The following is a 21,469-nucleotide window of genomic DNA, read 5'->3' on the forward strand; positions in this document are numbered from 1 at the left end:
ACTCTCGCACTATGTAGGAGCTCAAAGCTCATTCACCGAGTAACAATTCAACCTTCATACCAAAGTTAGTCAGACTAAACCAGGCACTTACGTGCAAGGAGGGACTGAATTACTTTAGTTATATGATAACTCAGAGTTGGATTGATTTGCAAATTTCTCTACTACATTATACACGAGGGGTGACATAATGAAAATAACAGTAACAGGGGCAGGATATGTGGGATTATCACTTGCAACAATGATTTCCCAAAATCATGAAGTTGTTATATTAGATATAATTCCAGAAAAAGTAGAAATGATAAATAAAAGAATAAGTCCAATAAAAGACAAGGAAATTGAAAATTTCTTTGCAAATAAAAAGTTAAATCTAAAGGCAACTTTAGATAAAAACGAAGCATATAAAGAGGCGGATTACGTGATTATTGCAACACCAACAGACTATGATCATAATAGAAAATATTTTGATACTTCATCAGTTGAAAAAGTTATAGAAGATGTATTAAAAATAAATCCAGCTGCTGTTATTATAATCAAATCCACAATACCAGTTGGATTTACAGAAGAGGCAAAGAAGAAATTTAAAACAGATAATATAATTTTTTCTCCCGAATTTTTACGCGAGGGTAAAGCTTTATATGATAATTTGTATCCTTCCCGTATAATAGTTGGTGAAAAGTCTGAAAGAGCTAAGAAATTTGCTGATATACTCGTTGAAGGTGCTATAAAAAAAGACGTTCCTGTGCTTTTTACAAATTCAACAGAAGCTGAAGCAATAAAATTATTTGCAAATACGTTTCTTGCAATGAGAGTGGCATTCTTTAATGAACTTGACACATTCGCAGAAATTAAAGGTCTTGATACAAAGCAAATAATTGAAGGAGTATGCCTTGATCCAAGGATAGGAAATTATTATAATAATCCTTCATTTGGATATGGGGGTTATTGTTTACCAAAAGACACCAAACAATTACTTGCAAGTTATAAAGACGTTCCGCATACATTGATAAAAGCAATCGTAGAAGCAAATCAAATAAGAAAAAAGCACATAGCAGATATGGTAATAAAGAAAAATCCAAAAGTTATAGGTGTATATAGATTAATTATGAAAAAAGATTCAGATAACTTCAGACACTCTGCTATATTAGATGTGATAAAATTGCTAAAACAAAAGGGTGTAGAAATAATAATATATGAACCCGTGTTAAAAGAAGATACATTTATGGGTTTGAAGGTTGAAAAAGATATAAATGTATTTAAAGAAAGTGTGGATATTATACTTGCGAATAGAATGTTTAAAGAGATTGAAGATGTAAAAGAAAAAGTCTACACAAGAGATTTGTTTGAGAGGGATTAATCAGCACTGTAAAAGCAAAAAAGACTCTGTATCCTGTAAAATAGAATATACTGCTCCCCATGAAAGTTGAACAAAAAAAGAGTAGAATGTTAGAATAAAGACAAAGGGGGCAAGATATATGGCAAAGAAACTTTCAACTGAAGAAAAGATGGCAATAATTCTGGAAGGACTTAGACGTGAAAAGAGTGTTTCTCAAATCTGTAGAGAACATGGTATTTTACAGGCTTAGTATTACAGGAAACAAGCTCAACCAAAAGAAGGTATATAGAACAGGTGAAAGAAAATGGATTACTTTTCAAAGTTAAGCACAAAAAAGCTTGTAGAACCATACAAAAAAAGATAAAGCCAACAAGGCCAGGGGAAGTGTTAGGTATAGACATGACAAAGGCATACACAAAAGATGGAGGATGGGTAATATTATATAGACTACAACAATCCAAAAGGTAATGCTAATACGGAAAGGTATTTTAGAATGTACAAAAAAGAAGTAGCATGGGTATTAGATAATCCAAGTTACGAAGAACTCTGTGAGAAAACCAGGGCGTTTGAAAAGTTCTATAACGAAGAATATCCCCATAGTGCTTTAGGATACAAAGATTCAAAGGAGGAATTCGAAGAATTCGTAAGTCTATACAAAATTGCTTGATTTTTTGTCCAGTTTTTTGGGTGCATTATATTGAACAGAAAAAGGAACGCGATGAGGAAGATAGAGAATGACCCTGGAAAAAGAGTGACAATAACTGCGTTTGAAGACAACAAAAGAGCGACGTATTTTTCTGATTTCCATGGTTTTTGAGCAATCGGAACATTTCAAATAACCTTCTCTGCTGGAATATGTTGGAGGGAATGGTTTCCTTTTTTAAATGTAATATATGAATACTTTTGGTTAACAGAATCAAATTGTATATCGGGGAGGAAATAATTATGAAAAAAGCCCTAATCACTGGTATCACAGGCCAGGACGGCTCATATTTAGCGGAACTACTTTTAGAAAAAGGATATGAAGTACACGGATTGATTAGAAGATCATCAACATTTAACACAAGAAGAATAGACCATTTATATAAAGATCCACATGAAGAGGGGGCAAGATTATTCTTGCATTACGGAGACATGACAGATTCAACAATGCTTGTAAACTTTATTCAACAAATCCAACCAGATGAAATATACAACCTTGCTGCGCAAAGTCATGTAAAAGTATCATTTGAAATACCAGAATACACAGCAAACTCAGATGCATTGGGAACGTTAAGACTACTTGAAGCAATAAGGCTTCTCGGCTTAGAAAAGAAAGTAAAATTCTACCAGGCATCTACAAGTGAGCTCTTTGGAAAGGTGCAGGAAATCCCCCAAAAAGAAACAACACCATTCTATCCACGAAGTCCATACGCAGCTGCAAAATTATACGCATATTGGATAACAATAAACTACAGAGAAGCGTACAATATGTTTACCTGTAATGGAATATTATTCAACCATGAATCAGAAAGAAGAGGCGAAACATTTGTAACAAGAAAAATAACACGAGCAGCGACAAGGATCTTATTGGGAACACAAGAAAAATTATACCTTGGAAATCTAAATGCAAAAAGAGATTGGGGATATGCAAAAGATTATGTAAAAGGAATGTGGCTTATGCTTCAGCAGCAAGAGCCAGATGATTATATCCTTGCAACAGGTGAAACACATTCTGTAAGAGAATTCTGCGAAAAAACATTTGAAAACCTGGGAATAAAACTTGAATGGGAAGGAAAAGATATAAATGAAAAAGGAATAATTAAAAACATAGAAAAAGACAAATTAATAGACTTTGTAGAAAAAGTAAAACAAAGCCACCCGGATTTAGAAAACTTTAAATTGAATCTTCAGCACCTAAAAAAAGGAAAAACAGTAGTAGAAGTAGATCCAAAATACTTCAGACCCACAGAAGTAGATATACTCTTAGGAGATGCAAGCAAAGCAAGGGAAAAACTTGGCTGGAAACCAGAAGTAACCTTTGACGAATTAATACAAAAAATGGTAAAATATGACTTGATGCTTGCAATAAAAGAAAAACACAGAAATGAAATAATAAAAGAAGGGTGATCATAAAATGGAAAAAGATTCAAAGATATACGTAGCGGGGCACAGAGGGCTTGTTGGTTCAGCTATTGTTAGAAAATTAAAAGAGCTTGGATATACAAATATAATAACAAAAACACATAAAGAACTTGACCTTACAGACCAAAAAGCAACAAGAGAATTTTTTGAAAAAGAAAGGCCAGAATATGTATTTTTAGCAGCGGCAAAGGTTGGAGGAATACTTGCAAATAACACATACAAAGCAGAATTTATATACCAAAACATAATGATAGCTGGAAATGTAATAGAAGCATCGTATAGATACGGTGTAAAAAAACTTCTAAATCTTGGTTCATCATGTATATATCCAAAATATGCACCACAACCAATGAAAGAAGAATATCTACTTACAGGAGAACTTGAACCAACAAATGAACCCTATGCGATAGCAAAAATCTCTGCAATAAAAATGGTAAGGTATTTTAACGAGCAATACGGCACAAACTTTATAAGCGTAATGCCAACAAACCTTTATGGACCTAATGATAATTTTAATCTTGAAACATCTCATGTATTGCCCGCACTTTTGAGAAAATTTCATTTAGGAAAATTATTGATGGAAGAAAGATATGAAGATATAATAAAAGATGTAGAAAAGTATCCAATAGGATTTGGACTTGATAAAGAAATAAATAAAGAAGATCCAAAGACAATAGAAAAGGTATTAGAAAAAGTAGGAATAACTAAAGAATCAATAACAGTATGGGGGACAGGAGAAGTATATAGAGAATTTATGTATGTGGATGATCTAGCTGATGCTTGTATATATTTAATGAATGAAGTTGAAGCATGAAAAAACAAAAAAAAGATAAAGCAAAATTTGCAGATCAAGAGCAGGATAGAATATTAAAAATTGGTAGGATAATCAGACCGCTTAGAATAGACGAATCATTGCAATTTATAAACATCTTAAAAGGTGATATGAGCATCGTTGGACCAAGGCCAGAGCAAATACCCTTTGCCAGACAATTTGAAAAAGAAATAGCATTTTATTCACAAAGGCACCATGTAAAACCAGGCCTTACCGGCTGGGCACAAATAATGTATAAATACGCATCCAATACAGAAGAGATAAAAAAGAAATTAAGCTATGATCTATGGTATGTAAAAAACAGAAACATCCTTCTGGATTTAAAAATAATACTTCAAACAATAGAAGCTGTGTTCTGGAAGAGGGGAGCGAAGTGAAACTATTAATTTCTATAATAACGGTAACCTATAATTATTAATAAGTTTCGAAACGTGAAAAAATAAAACATATTTGCTCCTCAAGAGCAAAACGGAATTAGTGATGTAATTAGAAAGCCAAAGTTTGATAAACTTCCATAGTTTTATAACGTCATTAAAGGTGATATTAGTGTAGTAAGGCCGAGACCAAAGCAAGAAAAGTTTGTTGAAGAGTTTGAAAAATATATTATTGGTTATAAATACAGACATCTTACAAAACCCGGGATTACTGGTTGGGCACAAATTATGTTAAATACACTTCAAATATTGATGAAACTGCTAAAAAGCTTGAGTGTGATCTTTGGTATGTAAAAAACAAAAGTGTATTTATTGATTTAAAAGTTATAGTTCAAACGCTAGAAGTTATGTTGTTTAAGAGAGGGGCGCTGTGATTAAAAATTGATTTTTATAATAAATCTTGAAAAATAGTGTGTAGATCAAGAAACATTTTGATAATCTTTTCTTGATATTATATACTTGGATTTTGGATTAAATACAAAGCTTTTGAAAATCTAGAAAGAGGTGAATAAAGTGTTTGTTCGTTCACGAGTGCCTTTAAGAATTAGTTTTGGCGGAGGTGGTACAGATGTATCACCCTATTGTGATTTATATGGGGGATATGTTATAAATGCAACAATCAACAGATATGCAACAGTAACTCTAAGATCTTTAAATTCTAAAGAAGTGGTTATAAAAAGTATAGATTATGAAAAAACGTTAAAATATGATATTGATGCTTTTTTAGCATATGATGGACAGTTGGATTTAATAAAAGGCGTAATAAATTATGTAAAAAAACATTATGAAGTTCCAACTGGATTTGAAATAAAAATTCAAAATGATGCACCCCCAGGTTCAGGGTTGGGTTCTTCTTCTGCAGTTTGTGTAGCACTTATAGGAGCTTTTAAAGAATGGTTAAATTTACCCTTGACTCCTTATGATGTAGCAGAGCTTGCGTTCCATATTGAAAGAATAGAATTAGGAATAAAAGGAGGAAGACAGGATCAGTATGCGGCTGCATTTGGTGGATTTAATTTTATGGAATTTTATGATTCTAAAACAATTGTTAATCCTCTAAAACTTAGGGAGAAAATTGTTCACGAATTGAATCATAGCTTAGTAGTTGCATATATCGGGGGAAGTCATAATTCATCAAAAATTTTAGAAAAGCAAATTTCTAATGTAAAAAAAAGAAAAAATGAATCGATTAAAGCAATGCATGAGATAAAAAAATTGGCTGTTGAAATGAAAAATGCTTTGGTTGTTGGAAAGCTTGGAAAGTTTGGATTATTGTTAGATAAAGCTTGGGAATATAAAAAGAAAATGGCTGAAGGAATAACAAATGAAAAAATTGATGAGATATATGATGCTGCTAAAAAAGCTGGAGCGTTAGGTGGAAAGATATCTGGAGCTGGTGGAGGAGGTTTTATGTTTTTCTTTACAGATATTGACAGAAAATATGATGTTATTAATGCTTTAAAAAATGAAGGAGTTCAAATTATAAATTATTCGTTTGAAGATTTAGGATTAGTAACTTGGAAGGTTGAAAGGTAGTGATATCTATGGGTAGTAATTTAGTAGTAAAAAAACTAAAAGAAAGTATTGAAGTGAAAAGTAAAATATTATCAGATAAAGAATTAATTAAAAAAATCGAAAATTCTGCAGAGTTAATAGTAAGAGCGCTTAAAAATGGCAAGAAAGTAATATTTTGTGGAAATGGTGGTAGTGCAGCAGATGCTCAACATTTAGCCGCAGAATTGATGGGGAAATTTTATTTTAACAGGCCTCCGTTACCTGCATTTTCTTTAACTGTTAATACCTCTGTTTTAACAGCTATTGGAAATGATTTTGGTTATGAAAAAGTATTCGTAAGACAGCTTCAAGGTATAAGCGAAAAAGGGGATGTAATTGTAGGAATAAGCACTAGTGGAAACTCGAAAAATGTAATTGAAGCTTTTAAATATGCAAAAAATATAGGAATGAATGTTATTGCTTTTACGGGGAAAAATGGTGGTAAAATGAAGGATTATGCTGATGTTCTAATAAACGTTCCTTCTGAAGACACTCCCAGAATCCAAGAATCACATATAACTATAGGTCATATAATATGTGGGATTGTAGAAAGTGCCATCTTTAATGAGGTGATTAAATGATTTCTCAGATTGTTATCCTTACGGGAGGACTTGGTACAAGACTTAGAAGTGCTGTAAAAGATATTCCAAAACCCATGGCTCCCATTTGCGGGAAACCTTTTTTGGAATATTTGGTATCTTTGTTAAAAGAAAACGGGTTTAAAAGGTTTCTTTTTTTGACAGGTTACAAAAGCGAAGTAATTAAGAATTACTTTCATAATGGAAAAAAATTTGGAGTAAAAATAGATTATGTTAGAGAAGAGAAACTTTTAGGAACTGCCGGAGCAATATTTAATGCATGGGAAAAATTAGATGATGAATTTATTTTAATTAATGGAGATACATTTTTTGATATTCAATATGAGATCTTGTTGGATTTCTTGTATTTTAGAAATGTTGAATCTTTGATTGTTCTTAAATATTCGAATAATGTTTCAAGATATGGATTTGTAGAAATAAATGACGATTATAAAGTAGTTAAATTTATAGAGAAAGGGAAATTACCAGAAAATTATATAGATGGTTATATTAATGGGGGTATATATTATTTCAGGAAAAAAGCCTTAAAAAAATATTATAATGATTATAAAGGTAAAAATGTTTCATTAGAGAATGCCATATTTCCTTTTTTGGTAAAGGATAGAAAACTTTATGGATTACCTATGGGGGGGGAATTTGTTGATATAGGTATTCCTAAGGATTATCGAAATGCTCAAAAGTTAATACCGGAGATATTAAGAGAAGAAAGAAAGCCAGCTTTGTTTATTGATAGAGATGGTACCATTATTGAAGATGATGGTTATATATATGGAACTAATTTGGTTTTCAAGAAAGAAGCTATTGAATTGATGAAAAAAGCCGAGAATGAGGGAAAGTTAATTATAATCGTTACAAATCAAGCTGGTGTAGCAAAGGGAAAATTTACTGAAAAAGATTCAATTATGACTACAGAGTATATAATAGAATATTTGAATAAATTAGGTGTTAAAATTAATGCTTATTATTATTGTCCATATCATCCTGAAGGAATAATTAATGAATATAGAAAAATTTCCTTGTTAAGAAAACCGAACCCAGGTATGATATTGAAAGCAACTGAAGATTTTAGAATAGATTTGAAAAATTCGATTATGATAGGAGATAATGCAAAAGTTGACAAGATAAAGCTTTTTGGTTTGAAAAGTTATATTATTAATAATTCATAATGAGGATAAGAAATTAACAAACTACATAAGAAATTGATTGATAGAGGCTTTAAAAAATAATAAGATATTTGCAAATATCTATTATTTGGATATCAAAAAATGATGCATAATATAAATGACTGTAAAAGTTAAAAAACAATAATAATCATCTGATAGAGTTGTTTAAATTTTTAAAATTTTAAATATTAAAATTTTAATAAAGAATTGAAAAGGAGGCACAAAATGAATATATGTATAGCATCTTTGCATTTTTCACCTGCTCATTTGTCTCATATGATTGCTTATTCAAACCTATTTGGTTATAATGGGGGGTAACGTTATTTTGCTTTTAGACAAAAAATATAAGAATATTGTTTCAAATAATGAAATAAACAATTTTGATATTCAATGGTTTAATTTTACTTCAATTCCAAGATGCGATGTGATATTATTTTATAATCCTTCTACAATTAATCATAAACTAGCAAGAATACTGAAAGACAAATACAATACTAGAGTTTTGTATGTTTTTCATGAACCGTTTGAATCATTAATAAAATATTTTCACCTTTCATGCTAATAACAGCAATTGCAATATACTTAGAAGATGGAAGACCAATTGTTTTTAAGCAGTTGAGGGTTGGGAAAAACAACAAACACTTTACACTTATAAAATTTCGAAGCATGAAAAAACAAAAAAAAGATAAAGCAAAATTTGCAGATCAAGAACAGGATAGAATATTAAAAATTGGCAGGATAATCAGACCGCTTAGAATAGACGAATCATTGCAATTTATAAACATCTTAAAAGGTGATATGAGCATCGTTGGACCAAGGCCAGAGCAAATACCCTTTGCCAGACAATTTGAAAAAGAAATAGCATTTTATTCACAAAGACACCATGTAAAACCAAGTCTTACCGGCTGGGCACAAATAATGTATAAATACGCATCCAATACAGAAGAGATAAAAAAGAAATTAAGCTATGATCTATGGTATGTAAAAAACAGAAACATCCTTCTGGATTTAAAAATAATACTTCAAACAATAGAAGCTGTATTCTGGAAGAGGGGAGCGAAGTGAATAAAACTTTAAAAGTAAGTATAATAACAGTCACCTATAATGTGGACTTACCCCCGGAAGTGGGACAAATAAAAAAAGCAATTAATTAATTTTTCAAACAGCATGGCTTCGGTACTCCACCGGAGCCATGTTTTTTAATCTCCTTTGATATCTCTCTTCATTGTAAAATCTTATGTACTCTGATATCAATTTCTTATATTCTTCTTTTGTCTTTTTCGCATATATTTTTACCAATTCTTCTTTAAAATGACTAAAGAAGCTTTCTACTGGTCCATTGTCTTGCGGTATTCCTTTTCTCGACATGCTTTGGATTATGCCATATTTTTTTAATTTCTTTGCTGTCAATATATGTGTAAATTGAAATCCTCTGTCTGTGTGAAATATGCTACCTTTTTTGTATCTTCCACTTTTTAACCATTTACCAATCACTTTGTTTACTAACTCTATGTTATTACTTTCGCTAATCCCATATTCTACTATCTCGTTGTTGTATAGGTCTTGAATCACCATCAAATACAATTTCCCATCTTTTGTTTTAATTTCTGTTATATCGCTTACAAACTTTTCCCATGGACTTTTGCTTCTAAAGTTTCTTCTAAGTATGTTTTCCTCTATGTGCAACGCTCCCTTTGTTGCTTTACTCAAATAACTTTTCTTTCGTATCTTTGCACAAAGTCTCATTTCTTTCATTAGTCTGTATACTTTTTTGTGGTTTACATTCTTTCCTTCTCTCTTTAGTACAATTGTTATACGACGATATCCGTAAATGCCATTGTATTTGAGATATATCTCTTTAATATTTTCTTTAAGTTCCTTGTCTTTGTGTAAATGGGAGACTAGTCAAAAAAATTGTGTCTGGTTAGCGTACCTGAGATTGAAAAGTTGCAAAAGCTCGTACTCCACACCTTTGATTTTGGGTATAGAATTTTTCCAATTTTTTTCTTTTAATCTCTCCCGTATTAAAAACACATTCAATTCTAACACCTCCACCGATTGGAAGTATTCTCCTTTCCTGTGTCTTTCTTTTTCCAACATACTGTTGAAACTTTCCGCTGCGTTTGTTGTGTATATGTAACTTCTCACCTCATCGGGATATTTCAAAAACACCACATACTTTTCTGCATCATTCAACAGTTTTTTCATGAAGATCGGGTATTTTTCTTTGTAGCTTTCACACAGCTTTTTAAGCTGTTCAAGCCCTGTGTCGTAATCGGGTTGAACCTTTATTTGTTTCAGTTCTTTTTTAAACTGTTTGGCATCTTCTTTGTTCATATGCTTGTTCACGTTTCTTTTCAGATGTACCCAGCACAGCTGATGATCAGCTTCTGGATATGCAAGTTTCACCGCGTCATTCATACCTGGAAAGTTGTCACTCACCAACACCATTACCCTTTTCAATCCCCTGCTCACCAAATCATCAAACACACGCATCCAGTCGAATTTATTTTCAGGACCAAAGTGAACGTAAAATCCGTATATATCTTTTTTTCCTTCCATGTCTATTCCAAGTACAATATATACACTCGCATCTCTTACCCTTCCATCTTTCTTTACCTGACATCTGTATGCATCCACCACCAATGCAAATGCTGATGTTGGAAGTTGTCTCGTCTTGAAATCCTTTAACCTCTCCATAAGTTGTTCCCGAATCTTTGTCAGTTCTTCCTTTGTGTACGGAAGTTTTAGTGTTTCAAGTACATCCATGATTTGTGTGGGAGAATAACCATTCAAAACTAATGCCATGACAAATTGTGTGTATTCAGTTGTGTTCCGTTTCCAGCGTTCTGGAAGAATAGAAGACCTGAATTGCCCGCTTCTTGTTCGTGGAATGTTGAGACTGTACGATATCCCCGCAGAATTAACTGTCCGTGTGTAAAATCCGTTGCCTTTGTCTTGCACATGATTCTGAAGAAAGATATCCCTTTCACCCAGCATGAATGATTCAAGAAACGCTTCACAGAACTCTTTGAGCGCTATTTTTGTCTGTTCGTCACTATTTTTACAGTACTTTTCTATCATTTTGTTTATTGCATACTCCTTGGCTTTCTCGTACATCTCTTTATCAATTCCCATCCCTTTCACCCCCTAGACACATTTTTTATTATACTCCCAAAAATGGAAACAAGCTCAACCAAAAGAAGGTATATAGAATAATGAAAGAAAATGGATTACTTTTCAAAGTTAAACACAAAAAAGCTTGTAGAACCAAACAAAAAAAGATAAAGCCAACAAGGCCAAGGGAAGTGTTAGGGATAGACATGACAAAGGTATACACAAGAGATGGAGGATGGGCGTATTACATAGCAGTGATCGATTGGTATACAAGAGAACTCCTTGGAAGTGAAATAAGTCTTAGGTGTAGAACAACTAAAAGGTTAAAAGCGTTAGACAAAGCTATAAATAAGGGATATCCAGAAGGAGTAAGAGGTAAAGGAATAATACTAGTAAGTGACAATGGAAGTCAACCAACAAGTACGAAATTTCTGAAAGAATGTACTGTACTGGGGATAAAACAGATATTTACAAGCTACAACAATCCAAAAGGTAATGCCAATACGGAAAGGTATTTTAGGACGTACAAAGAAGAAGTAGCATGGGTATTAGATAATCCAAATTACGAAGAACTCTGTGAGAAAACCAGGTCATTTGAAAAGTTCTATAACGAAGAATATCCTCACAGTGCTTTAGGATACAAAGATTCAAAGGAGGAATTCGAAGAATTCGTAAGTCTATACAAAATTGCTTAATTTTTTGTCCAATTTTTCGGGGAGCATTACACCACCCGGATTTAGAAAACTTTAAACTAAATCTTCAGCACCTAAAAAAAGGAAAAACAGTAGTAGAAGTAGATCCAAAATACTTCAGACCCACAGAAGTAGATATACTCTTAGGAGATGCAAGCAAAGCAAGGGAAAAACTTGGCTGGAAACCAGAAGTAACCTTGGCCCTGTTTCAAAAATCGTATAAGAATAAGAAAAATGAACTTGAAATATACAATTTTTTTATGAATTTCATGTGAATTTATGCGTTTTTTCTAATTTTACATGGAATTATATAAAATTTGTATATTTTTATATGATTTCCTATGAAATTTGTAATATCAATACATAGCTTTGTAAAAAGAAAAATATATGCCACATACAGGTTGTACAATAAAAACTTTATTAGTGCCTGTATCCTTGCCATGTCATCTCTGTAGGCGTATACATATCCCCCAAGCTTTGTTTTTATGTTTCCAAATAGTCCTTCTATTTCGTTCCTTTCTTTGTATTCTTCATAATCTACTTCTTTCCTGCCTATTGCTCCTTTTCTTATTTTTATTACCTCTTTTATTCCTCTTTTTTTCAGATACTCCCTCAACCATTTAACATCGTACAGCTTGTCTGCTATGAATTTCTTTCCCTTGAGTTCTATCTTTTTCAATAGTTTTTTTAGAAGTTTTATTTCACTTGAATAAGCTTTTCCCACTTCCACATACTGAAAAAGTTTGTATTTTCCTTTTGTTAACACTACTTCACATCTAACGTGGTTCTTTATCTGTCGTACATATGTGCCTCTCATCCAGTTCAAGGTAGTATGTTTCTTAAACCCTATTCCTGTACCGTCTACTATAATACTCTCTATCTCACACTGGAGTGTGTCGTGTATGAAGTTTATAAGATGTTTTATAATCTCTTCTAATTGAAGAACCCTGTAATGAAAGTCCCTGAGTGATGGAACTTTGTTAAAGTAAATTGTACCTATTTCTAATGTCTCTCTGAATGAAAGTCCCAACAGTTCTTTAAGAACTGCTAATGAAAGTATTAATACATCTGAATATTTCCTAGGCCTCCCCCTATTGGTAGATTTTTGGGGAAGTTGTGGTAAAATATTTTTGTAGAATTTTTGGATAAGTTTGAATATCTTCTTTATGTTTTTTCTTCTCATAGCAAGGGAGATTATAACATCTCCCTTGCTTTTTTTCTATACCTTTTCCTTCCTATTTTTGAAACAGACCCAAGTAACCTTTGACGAATTAATACAAAAAATGGTAAAATATGACTTGATGCTTGCAATAAAAGAAAAACACAGAAATGAAATAATAAAAGAAGGGTGATCATAAAATGGAAAAAGATTCAAAGATATACGTAGCGGGGCACAGAGGGCTTGTTGGTTCAGCTATTGTTAGAAAATTAAAAGAGCTTGGATATACAAATATAATAACAAAAACACATAAAGAACTTGACCTTACAGACCAAAAAGCAACAAGAGAATTTTTTGAAAAAGAAAGGCCAGAATATGTATTTTTAGCAGCGGCAAAGGTTGGAGGAATACTTGCAAATAACACATACAAAGCAGAATTTATATACCAAAACATAATGATAGCTGGAAATGTAATAGAAGCATCGTATAGATACGGTGTAAAAAAACTTCTAAATCTTGGTTCATCATGTATATATCCAAAATATGCACCACAACCAATGAAAGAAGAATATCTACTTACAGGAGAACTTGAACCAACAAATGAACCCTATGCGATAGCAAAAATCTCTGCAATAAAAATGGTAAGGTATTTTAACGAGCAATACGGCACAAACTTTATAAGCGTAATGCCAACAAACCTTTATGGACCTAATGATAATTTTAATCTTGAAACATCTCATGTATTGCCCGCACTTTTGAGAAAATTTCATTTAGGAAAATTATTGATGGAAGAAAGATATGAAGATATAATAAAAGATGTAGAAAAGTATCCAATAGGATTTGGACTTGATAAAGAAATAAATAAAGAAGATCCAAAGACAATAGAAAAGGTATTAGAAAAAGTAGGAATAACTAAAGAATCAATAACAGTATGGGGGACAGGAGAAGTATATAGAGAATTTATGTATGTGGATGATCTAGCTGATGCTTGTATATATTTAATGAATGAAGTTGAAGCAGAAAAAATGAAAAAAATATCACCAGACTACTTTGTAAACATAGGAACAGGAGAAGATGTAAAGATAAAAGATTTGGTAGAAATGATAAAAGAAATAGTGGGATACAAAGGAAAAATAAAATGGGATACAAGTAAACCCGATGGTACACCAAGGAAGTTATTGGATGTAACAAGGTTGAATAAACTGGGGTGGAGATATAAAATAGAATTAAAATCTGGCATAAAAAAATATATGAATGGGTAAAAAAACTTAAGTATTTATATATGGGGGGATTCGTATGTTAAAAAATGTATTGAAATGTTAAAATGTGATAAGCACAAGGGATTTGTCAGAGATTTTTAAATATTTAAATGAAATGAGATTTCAATTTTTTGGTAAATAAGAAATTTATGGAAATACTAATATTATCTAACACTAGAAACAGGTTATATTTACTCTATTCAAAAATATGAAAGAAAATATAATTAAAAAAAGCAGTAAATTAAGAATTTACTAAAAAAGGTGAGAGCATTTTAATTGTGGTTAAAAAATAACCTATATTATAAGATTTTTAAATTATTTTTAAGATAAAAATGTTGAATAATTATTATAGGGTTAAAATAATTAAGAAGTTTCTAAGAAGATAATATAGGATTATTAAAGGGGTGAATATAGTTTTTATTTAGGTTAGTCACCGGTAATAAGTCAAGAGCAAAAAGAGAAAAAGGCAAAATTGTAACAAAAGGCACAAAAGGTCATTGAAAGATTAGTTTGACACATGGGTTGTTTCAAAAGGTTTGTAAGGGACGTTGTTTTTAAGCATATAGTAAATACTTCTTACAAGTTTTCTTGTAGTAAGTACAACAGCAGCTTTGTGAGCTTTACCTTCATTTCGTTTGGATTTGTAGTAATCTCTAAGCACAGGATCGAATCTAATAGCACTTGAAGCTGCCTGGTAGAGATAATAACGTAAATACTTATTACCTTTCAAATAAAATCCAACTCTGGGTATGAAGGCAAAAGAGTCTCGCGCTATGTAGGAGCTCAAAGCTTATTCACCGAGTAACAATTCAACCTTCATACCAAAGTTAGTCAGACTTAGCCAAGCACTTACGTGCAGGGGGGAACTGAATTACTTTAGTTATATGATAACTCAGAGTTGGATTGATTTGCAAATTTCTCTACTACATTATACACGAGGAGGTGAACAATGAGTAATATAAAAATATTTTTGTGTACTACTTTTAGAGATTTCAATGGAACCGAAAATGATGAAATACAACGGCAATTTTTAAGAAGTATTGAAAATCAAAATTATAAAAATTTTGAACTTGTTGTAACTCTTTTTGGAGAGAAAAAAGTTCAACAGGAAGTCGAAAAATATATGTTTAAGTCAGCTTTCTTTCATGACAAAGCAGGTCATTACAAATATTCTTTGAGCCAAGTCCTTATGAATGGAATAAAATATGCTTTAGCTAATGAAGAAAATTTTATAATACTTTGGAGTACTGCCGATATTATATTTACTAATAATTTTTTTGAAACTATTATAAAAAATTACAAGAAAAATCTTTTGGGTACTTCTCACCCACATGTAATATTTCCTTCAATTGAAGATTTTCATAAAAAGACCAATAAAAAAGTGAAACTATCAAAAGGATTTGATTTGATTTATTTTGACAATGTATTTTTAACTAATGAATTAGTTGTTGAATCAATCTCTAACTATAAGTTTTATGATTATGGAATATTCGAACATTTTTTAATATCTTTGAATGAGTTAAACCATAAATGTAATATGATAAATATTTTTGAAGAAGCTAGAGTTTATAAGATTGAAAATGATAGAAAACTTACTCAAGAATCACAACAATTTTTAAGCAACAGCCACAAACGTAATTCAGCAATTTTTAATAGATTTTTAAATGAACATAAGATTAGTAGAAAATATTTTAACTTAACATATTGTCATTTAAAGTTTAAAATTACTAGGAACAAATTTAGTCATTACTTAAAATTTTGTTGCGATATTCTTTTGTATGAAATTTGGAGTGCTTTATCAGCTATTATTCCAAAGAAATTTAAGAGTTATTTAAAAAGAATTTTAAGAGGTGAGTGAAATGAAAATTTGTATTATAGGAGCTGGAATAACAGGATTAAGTGTAGGGAAACTTTTATCTAATGATCATGATGTTACAATCTATGAGAAAAAAAATCATATTGGAGGAATTGCATATGTAAAAGATGTAAATGGAGTTGCTTATCATTTAGTTGGAGGGCATTGCTTAAATTCTAAGAATCAAAAAGTTTTAGATTTTATTTTTAATAAAGTTTTACCGAAAGAAAACTGGCACATAGTTAAAAGAATTTCTAAAATATATTTTAGAGGTCATTATATATCATATCCTATTGAGTTTTCTGTTAAAGAAATTGCGACCTTCGATAAAGATCTTGCTTTTAATATTACTAAGGATTTTTTTGAAGCAAAGTTTCAAAATCCTCAGAATTTAGCGGAATGGTTTGAACAAAAATTTGGAAAAACGTTAGCCCACGAATATTTTATACCGTATAATAGAAAAATATGGAATATGGCTCCAGAAAAAATGGATTATTTATGGGTTAAAGATAAGTTGCCTATTCCTAATAAGAGAGATTTTTTTGAATCTTTAATTGGAGTAAAACGTGACATTATGCCACACAATGTATTTTATTACCCAAATACGAATAGTCAAAATACCTTTATTGAAGCTTTAGCGAAAGATTTGAAAGTGATTAATAATTTTGAAGTTTTTTCTATTGAAAAAAGAAATAATAAATGGATTGTTAACAATCAATATGAATATGATATAGTTATTAGCACAGTACCATTAAATATGCTTCCATTTATTGTAAAAAATGTTCCTGTTAAAATTAAAGATTATGCTAGGAAACTTAAATATAACAAAGTTACAACTGTTTTATGGAAAACAAAACCCATAAAATTCACTTGGACTTACTATCCAGCACCTGATACTATTTTTCATAGACATATACATATAGGAAATTTTTTTCAACCTATGCAAAACTATACAATTACAGAGAGCATTGGTGAACGTAGCTACGAAGAAATGGTATCAGAAGGCAGAAAATTTGATTATTTGTTAGAACCTCTTGATTATCATGTTTCTGATCACGCTTATGTGGTTTTTGATCACAACTATAAAAAAAGTAAGGAAATGATTAAAGAGTATTTCCAAAAAATAGGTATTTTTTCTATAGGTCGGTTTGGGGAATGGGAATATTACAATATGGATGTTTGTATAGAAAAAGCCATGGAATTAGTTGAAAGGATAAATAGAAATATACTGCTCCCCATGAAAGTTGAACAAAAAAAAAGTAGAATGTTAGAATAAAGATAAGGGGGTGCAGTCAATGGCAAAGAAACTCTCAACAGAAGAAAAGATGGCAATAATTTTGGAAGGACTTAGACGAGAAAAGAGTGTTTCACAAATCTGTAGAGAACATGGTATTTCTCAAGCTCAGTATTACAAATGGCGAGATAGGTTTTTAGAAGGTGCCAAAGAGGGTTTAGAAAATGGCAAAAAATCTAAAGTAAAACAGCTTGAAGAAAAAATTGAAGAACTTGAAAAAGTAATTGGAAAACAGACCATCGTCATTGAGACATTAAAAAAAACAGTAGTATATCCAGGAGGCGGGAAATAGTAACACTTCTTCTTGAAAAAGGATTTAATGTATCAGAAGCTTTAAGGTATTTGAAAATCAATAGAAGTACATATTATTACAAACCAAAGGGATACAGCCAAAGAAAGAGCAGACGAAAAGAAGATGATGAAAAAATACTTAAAGAAATAAACAAGCTCAAAAAAGAACATCCATACTGGGGATACCGCAGAATCTGGGCGATGTTAAGAAAAAATGGAAACAAGCTCAACCAAAAGAAGGTATATAGAATAATGAAAGAAAATGGATTACTTTTCAAAGTTAAACACAAAAAAGCTTGTAGAACCAAACAAAAAAAGATAAAGCCAACAAGGCCAAGGGAAGTGTTAGGGATAGACATGACAAAGGTATACACAAGAGATGGAGGATGGGCGTATTACATAGCAGTGATCGATTGGTATACAAGAGAACTCCTTGGAAGTGAAATAAGTCTTAGGTGTAGAACAACTAAAAGGTTAAAAGCGTTAGACAAAGCTATAAATAAGGGATATCCAGAAGGAGTAAGAGGTAAAGGAATAATACTAGTAAGTGACAATGGAAGTCAACCAACAAGTACGAAATTTCTGAAAGAATGTACTGTACTGGGGATAAAACAGATATTTACAAGCTACAACAATCCAAAAGGTAATGCCAATACGGAAAGGTATTTTAGGACGTACAAAGAAGAAGTAGCATGGGTATTAGATAATCCAAATTACGAAGAACTCTGTGAGAAAACCAGGTCATTTGAAAAGTTCTATAACGAAGAATATCCTCACAGTGCTTTAGGATACAAAGATTCAAAGGAGGAATTCGAAGAATTCGTAAGTCTATACAAATCTGCTTGATTTTTTGTCCAATTTTTCGGGGTGCATTATATAATTTATCTACAAAAAAACAAGAAAAATTTTTTCAAAGAATAAGTCAACATGTTGAAAGAACAATGGGATTTTGAATCCCTTATAGAACTGAATTTTGAAGATTAGTTATATTATTGAAAAAATGTGCTACAAAGCAGGTGGTTAAGTGAATTATGAAAGAATTAAAAAAAATATATTGATAGTTTTAATTATAAATTTTTTTAATCTTATTACTGGTATGATTAACGGTTTTTTGATTCCTGCATTTTTAAATATTGACAATTATGCTTTGTTTAAAACTTATGGATTATATATAGGATATTTAGGCATCTTGAGTTTTGGATTTTTAGATGGAATTTATATAAAATATGGTGGAGAATCTATTAGTAAAATTAATAAAAAACAAATAAGTTTTGAGTATGTTTTTTTATTAAAATTCCAAATATTAATTTCAGTTTTTGTTTTGATTTTTGGGATTTTAAGTAAAAATGTAATTATTATCACATTGTCAATTGCAATAATTCCAAATAATTTTCGAATTTTCTTTAGATTTATATTTCAAGCTACAGGTGAATTAGATTCTTATTCCAAAATTGGGATATTATATTCAATTCTTTTGTGTTTGTCGAATCTTATAATAATTTTTTTCATAAAAAAAGATAGTTATTTGCTTTTTATTTTTGTCAATTTAATAATAAGTTACATAATATTTATTATTTTTGATATTGAATTTAGAAAACTTTTGTGGACAAGAAAAAAAGAAGAGGTAGATGTTATACCTATTTTTAAAACTGGACTATTCATAATGCTTGGAAACTTATTTGCAATGTTATTTTATTCAATGGATAGATGGTTTGTAAAGTTTTTACTAACTACAAAAGATTTTGCTTATTATTCTTTTGCGATTTCAATGATGAATATAATAAATTTGTTAATATCATCTGTGGCGATATCTTTGTATCCTGCTTTTTCAAGAGGCTATACTCCCGGAATTGTTAAGGAAATAAAAAAATATTTAATAATTATTAGTTCATTTTCTTCTTTGGGATATTATGCATTTTCCTTTATTATAAATATGTGGTTGAAAAAATACACTTACTCACTATTAGTTATATCAGTTTTGTTTGCGGGATTACCGGCAATAGCAGTTATAAATGCTCTCTATATTAATCTTTATAAAGCCAATAAGCAAGAACGAAAATATTTTTATACGGTTATAAAAATGGCTGTAGTATCGTTTGTTTTAAATGTTTTAGCAGTTATTTTAAATAAATCAAATTTTACAATTGCAATAGCAACAACGTTAGCTTTTTATATTTGGTTTTTTTATTCTTCAAAAGATTTTGAAGGATTGGAAACTAATTGGAGAGAAATATTTTATATCTTATTATTTGTAAGTGGTTTTCTATTTAGTACAATAAAGCTTCCATTGTTATATGGATTTGTTTTTTTAGGCATATGGACTTTTATACTTACTATGATTTTCTTTAAAAAGGAATTTGTCAAGCTATTTAGAATTTTAATCTCAAGAGAGTAGTCATAATAAAATAATAGTAATAAATCAAAGATTGTAAACATTTTAATAAAAAATAGCAAAATTATATGGAATTTTGAGAAATATAATAGTGAGTTAATACCTTTGAATATAAGATTTAGGAATTATTTGAAACGCAGGGAAAAATTATATAAGAATGAAGGAACTTCTTCATTACAAATAGTAGTGGATTATATTTCAGGAATGACTGATTCGTATGCATTAAAATGTGCTCAGGAAATAGTGTTTCCAACCCCTATATCCTTTTATTAAAAATTAAGGAATAAGATCCTTCGTCACTTCGTTCCTCAGGATGACATGTTTTAAAGGATAATAAGATTCTTCACGCTTGCGCGTTCAGAATAACAAAAAAGTGATAACAAAAAAACAAAATCCTTGTTATGTTTCATTTATGTTTTATTTGGTTTTATTTTGTTACAGATGTGTTGCTTCGGTGTTTTCCTGCCGTTTTGTAGATGCTTCCTGTGTTTTTAGCTTCCCTGGAATAGTTTTCTGTGTAACAATATCTATACATATGTATACATTATGGTTAAAACGTGAATGTTACGTAGATATATTTATATGTACGCAGCCGGCAGCGTGCAGAAAAAATTTTTTTGGAGGGATGAAGATGAAAAAGGTTGCTATTAAGTGGCTTACTGGTGTGGATGAAAATGGAGAACCTGTTTTTAAAAGACAAACGTTAAGTGTTGAAGATGTTGTTGATGTTGCAAAAGCAAATGCGATTGTGCAGATACTTGAAAAGTATACAAATTATAGTTTAGATAGTGTTCAATTGGTAAGTTATGAGCAGGTGATTTAGCAAAATTAGCGAGGTTGGCGAGAGTTAGTAAAGGAATAAGATCCTTCGTCGCTGACGCTCCTCAGGATGACATCCCCACCGCTTTGCTTGGAATGACAAAAAATAAGATCCCTCACATGCGTTCGGGATGACAATAAGGAAAAAGATCCCTCGTCATTACATTCCTCGGGATGACAGGAGAGGGATATTCCTCGGGATGACCTTTTCTACCTTTGTCATTCCGAACCCGAAGGGTGAGGAATCTTGTAATTGGCGAGGTTGGCGAGAGTTAGCGAGTGTTGGCGAGGGTTAGTGCGTATTGATTGATAATGAAAAATTTAAGGAGGGATATGGATGAAGAGGCTTAGTTTGGTTTACAGGAATACAACTGAAGGGACAACGTTAAGGGTTAATCTTCCTGATCCTGTGGAAAATATAAACACAACTGAGTTAGAACAGGATGCACAGGCTTTGATAGACAATGGGCTTGTTCCAGCAGGGTATGTTTTTGATGAAGCACGTATTGTTGAAACAAATACAAATGTTGTTATCGATTTGATTCAGTGAGT

Annotated in this window: 22 protein-coding genes and 3 pseudogenes; 21 read left to right on the forward strand and 4 right to left on the reverse strand. The window is 31.1% G+C overall.

The window, feature by feature from the left end; all coding sequences use genetic code 11:
- The first annotated feature begins 187 nt into the window (after positions 1 to 187).
- The 11 genes and pseudogenes from JYK00_RS02880 to JYK00_RS02925 all read left to right on the forward strand — a co-directional run bounded on the left by JYK00_RS02880 (position 188) and on the right by JYK00_RS02925 (position 9,104).
- The gene (locus tag JYK00_RS02880; RefSeq protein ID WP_207567202.1) at positions 188 to 1,354 is read left to right on the forward strand and encodes a nucleotide sugar dehydrogenase; all 1,167 of its coding nucleotides are present in this window, start codon (positions 188 to 190) and stop codon (positions 1,352 to 1,354) included.
- Between the two features lie 118 nt (positions 1,355 to 1,472).
- A pseudogene (locus JYK00_RS02885) lies at positions 1,473 to 2,000 on the forward strand (integrase core domain-containing protein).
- Between the two features lie 278 nt (positions 2,001 to 2,278).
- Positions 2,279 to 3,442: a GDP-mannose 4,6-dehydratase gene (gmd, locus tag JYK00_RS02890; RefSeq protein WP_207567203.1), complete on the forward strand. Its 1,164-nt coding sequence runs from the start codon at positions 2,279 to 2,281 to the stop codon at positions 3,440 to 3,442.
- Positions 3,443 to 3,449: 7 nt separating this feature from the next.
- On the forward strand, positions 3,450 to 4,271 hold the full coding sequence (locus JYK00_RS02895; protein WP_207567204.1) for a GDP-L-fucose synthase family protein: 822 nt from the start codon (positions 3,450 to 3,452) through the stop codon (positions 4,269 to 4,271).
- The gene (locus tag JYK00_RS02900; RefSeq protein ID WP_207567205.1) at positions 4,268 to 4,666 is read left to right on the forward strand and encodes a sugar transferase; all 399 of its coding nucleotides are present in this window, start codon (positions 4,268 to 4,270) and stop codon (positions 4,664 to 4,666) included. The genes JYK00_RS02895 and JYK00_RS02900 overlap by 4 nt, the downstream gene beginning before the upstream one ends.
- Positions 4,667 to 4,831: 165 nt before the next feature.
- Positions 4,832 to 5,017, forward strand: coding sequence for a sugar transferase (locus tag JYK00_RS09895; RefSeq protein ID WP_407701722.1), 186 nt, complete (start codon positions 4,832 to 4,834; stop codon positions 5,015 to 5,017).
- Entirely contained in the window at positions 4,972 to 5,097 is a 126-nt protein-coding gene (locus JYK00_RS09900; protein ID WP_407701723.1) for a sugar transferase, read from the forward strand. Before JYK00_RS09895 ends, JYK00_RS09900 begins: the two co-directional genes overlap by 46 nt.
- Before the next feature lie 157 nt (positions 5,098 to 5,254).
- A complete protein-coding gene (locus JYK00_RS02910) occupies positions 5,255 to 6,259 on the forward strand; it encodes a GHMP family kinase ATP-binding protein (protein ID WP_207567206.1) in 1,005 nt (334 codons plus the stop codon).
- An 8-nt stretch (positions 6,260 to 6,267) separates the two neighbouring features.
- A complete protein-coding gene (gene gmhA, locus JYK00_RS02915) occupies positions 6,268 to 6,858 on the forward strand; it encodes a D-sedoheptulose 7-phosphate isomerase (RefSeq protein WP_207567207.1) in 591 nt (196 codons plus the stop codon).
- Positions 6,855 to 8,042 carry an HAD-IIIA family hydrolase gene (locus JYK00_RS02920; RefSeq protein ID WP_207567208.1) on the forward strand — a complete coding sequence of 396 codons (1,188 nt, stop codon included), beginning with the start codon at positions 6,855 to 6,857 and terminating at the stop codon, positions 8,040 to 8,042. Before gmhA ends, JYK00_RS02920 begins: the two co-directional genes overlap by 4 nt.
- Positions 8,043 to 8,579: 537 nt before the next feature.
- On the forward strand, positions 8,580 to 9,104 hold the full coding sequence (locus JYK00_RS02925) for a sugar transferase (protein ID WP_407701724.1): 525 nt from the start codon (positions 8,580 to 8,582) through the stop codon (positions 9,102 to 9,104).
- A 93-nt stretch (positions 9,105 to 9,197) separates the two neighbouring features.
- Here the strand turns inward: JYK00_RS02925 and JYK00_RS02930 are convergent.
- Together JYK00_RS02930 and JYK00_RS02935 are read right to left on the reverse strand one after the other, a co-directional pair.
- Positions 9,198 to 9,914, reverse strand: a pseudogene (locus tag JYK00_RS02930) (IS3 family transposase); the annotation flags it as partial.
- Between the two features lie 30 nt (positions 9,915 to 9,944).
- Positions 9,945 to 11,177 (reverse strand): IS256 family transposase, encoded by a 1,233-nt coding sequence (locus tag JYK00_RS02935; protein WP_228288140.1) that lies wholly within the window; start codon positions 11,175 to 11,177, stop codon positions 9,945 to 9,947.
- A 38-nt stretch (positions 11,178 to 11,215) separates the two neighbouring features.
- Between JYK00_RS02935 and JYK00_RS02940 the strand changes: the two are divergent.
- Positions 11,216 to 11,851 (forward strand): annotated as a pseudogene (locus JYK00_RS02940) (transposase); the annotation flags it as partial.
- Between the two features lie 11 nt (positions 11,852 to 11,862).
- Positions 11,863 to 12,123 (forward strand): GDP-mannose 4,6-dehydratase, encoded by a 261-nt coding sequence (locus tag JYK00_RS09865; protein ID WP_228288218.1) that lies wholly within the window; start codon positions 11,863 to 11,865, stop codon positions 12,121 to 12,123.
- Between the two features lie 2 nt (positions 12,124 to 12,125).
- On the opposite strand, the gene JYK00_RS02950 is transcribed toward JYK00_RS09865, so the two are convergent.
- Positions 12,126 to 13,031 carry a transposase gene (locus JYK00_RS02950; protein ID WP_207567210.1) on the reverse strand — a complete coding sequence of 302 codons (906 nt, stop codon included), beginning with the start codon at positions 13,029 to 13,031 and terminating at the stop codon, positions 12,126 to 12,128.
- A 176-nt stretch (positions 13,032 to 13,207) separates the two neighbouring features.
- Here JYK00_RS02950 and JYK00_RS02955 point away from each other — a divergent pair, with 176 nt between their 5' ends.
- Positions 13,208 to 14,269, forward strand: a complete 1,062-nt coding sequence (locus tag JYK00_RS02955; protein WP_207567211.1) for a GDP-L-fucose synthase family protein — start codon at positions 13,208 to 13,210, stop codon at positions 14,267 to 14,269.
- A gap of 502 nt (positions 14,270 to 14,771) precedes the next feature.
- Here JYK00_RS02955 and JYK00_RS02960 read toward each other — a convergent pair.
- Complete coding sequence (locus tag JYK00_RS02960; protein ID WP_207567212.1) at positions 14,772 to 14,996, reverse strand: transposase; 225 nt, start codon at positions 14,994 to 14,996, stop codon at positions 14,772 to 14,774.
- A 219-nt stretch (positions 14,997 to 15,215) separates the two neighbouring features.
- Here JYK00_RS02960 and JYK00_RS02965 point away from each other — a divergent pair, with 219 nt between their 5' ends.
- From JYK00_RS02965 to JYK00_RS02995, 7 genes are all read left to right on the forward strand, one after another.
- Complete coding sequence (locus JYK00_RS02965) at positions 15,216 to 16,124, forward strand: hypothetical protein (RefSeq protein ID WP_207567213.1); 909 nt, start codon at positions 15,216 to 15,218, stop codon at positions 16,122 to 16,124.
- Between the two features lies 1 nt (position 16,125).
- Complete coding sequence (locus tag JYK00_RS02970; protein ID WP_207567214.1) at positions 16,126 to 17,397, forward strand: protoporphyrinogen/coproporphyrinogen oxidase; 1,272 nt, start codon at positions 16,126 to 16,128, stop codon at positions 17,395 to 17,397.
- Between the two features lie 19 nt (positions 17,398 to 17,416).
- Positions 17,417 to 18,552 (forward strand): IS3 family transposase gene (locus JYK00_RS02975; protein WP_207567215.1). Its coding sequence is split into 2 segments (ribosomal slippage): positions 17,417 to 17,669 and positions 17,669 to 18,552, totalling 1,137 coding nucleotides; the frame shifts between segments, so codons are not numbered across the junction.
- Positions 18,553 to 18,730: 178 nt separating this feature from the next.
- Positions 18,731 to 20,101: an MATE family efflux transporter gene (locus tag JYK00_RS02980; RefSeq protein ID WP_207567216.1), complete on the forward strand. Its 1,371-nt coding sequence runs from the start codon at positions 18,731 to 18,733 to the stop codon at positions 20,099 to 20,101.
- Positions 20,102 to 20,203: 102 nt separating this feature from the next.
- Complete coding sequence (locus JYK00_RS02985; RefSeq protein WP_207567217.1) at positions 20,204 to 20,371, forward strand: hypothetical protein; 168 nt, start codon at positions 20,204 to 20,206, stop codon at positions 20,369 to 20,371.
- A 358-nt stretch (positions 20,372 to 20,729) separates the two neighbouring features.
- A complete protein-coding gene (locus tag JYK00_RS02990; RefSeq protein ID WP_207567218.1) occupies positions 20,730 to 20,921 on the forward strand; it encodes a DUF1659 domain-containing protein in 192 nt (63 codons plus the stop codon).
- A 333-nt stretch (positions 20,922 to 21,254) separates the two neighbouring features.
- Positions 21,255 to 21,467 (forward strand): DUF2922 domain-containing protein, encoded by a 213-nt coding sequence (locus tag JYK00_RS02995; protein WP_207567219.1) that lies wholly within the window; start codon positions 21,255 to 21,257, stop codon positions 21,465 to 21,467.
- Positions 21,468 to 21,469 lie beyond the last annotated feature (2 nt).

The organism is Thermosipho ferrireducens, assembly GCF_017358165.1.
In the GTDB taxonomy this organism is placed as follows: Bacteria; Thermotogota; Thermotogae; order Thermotogales; family Fervidobacteriaceae; genus Thermosipho_B; species Thermosipho_B ferrireducens.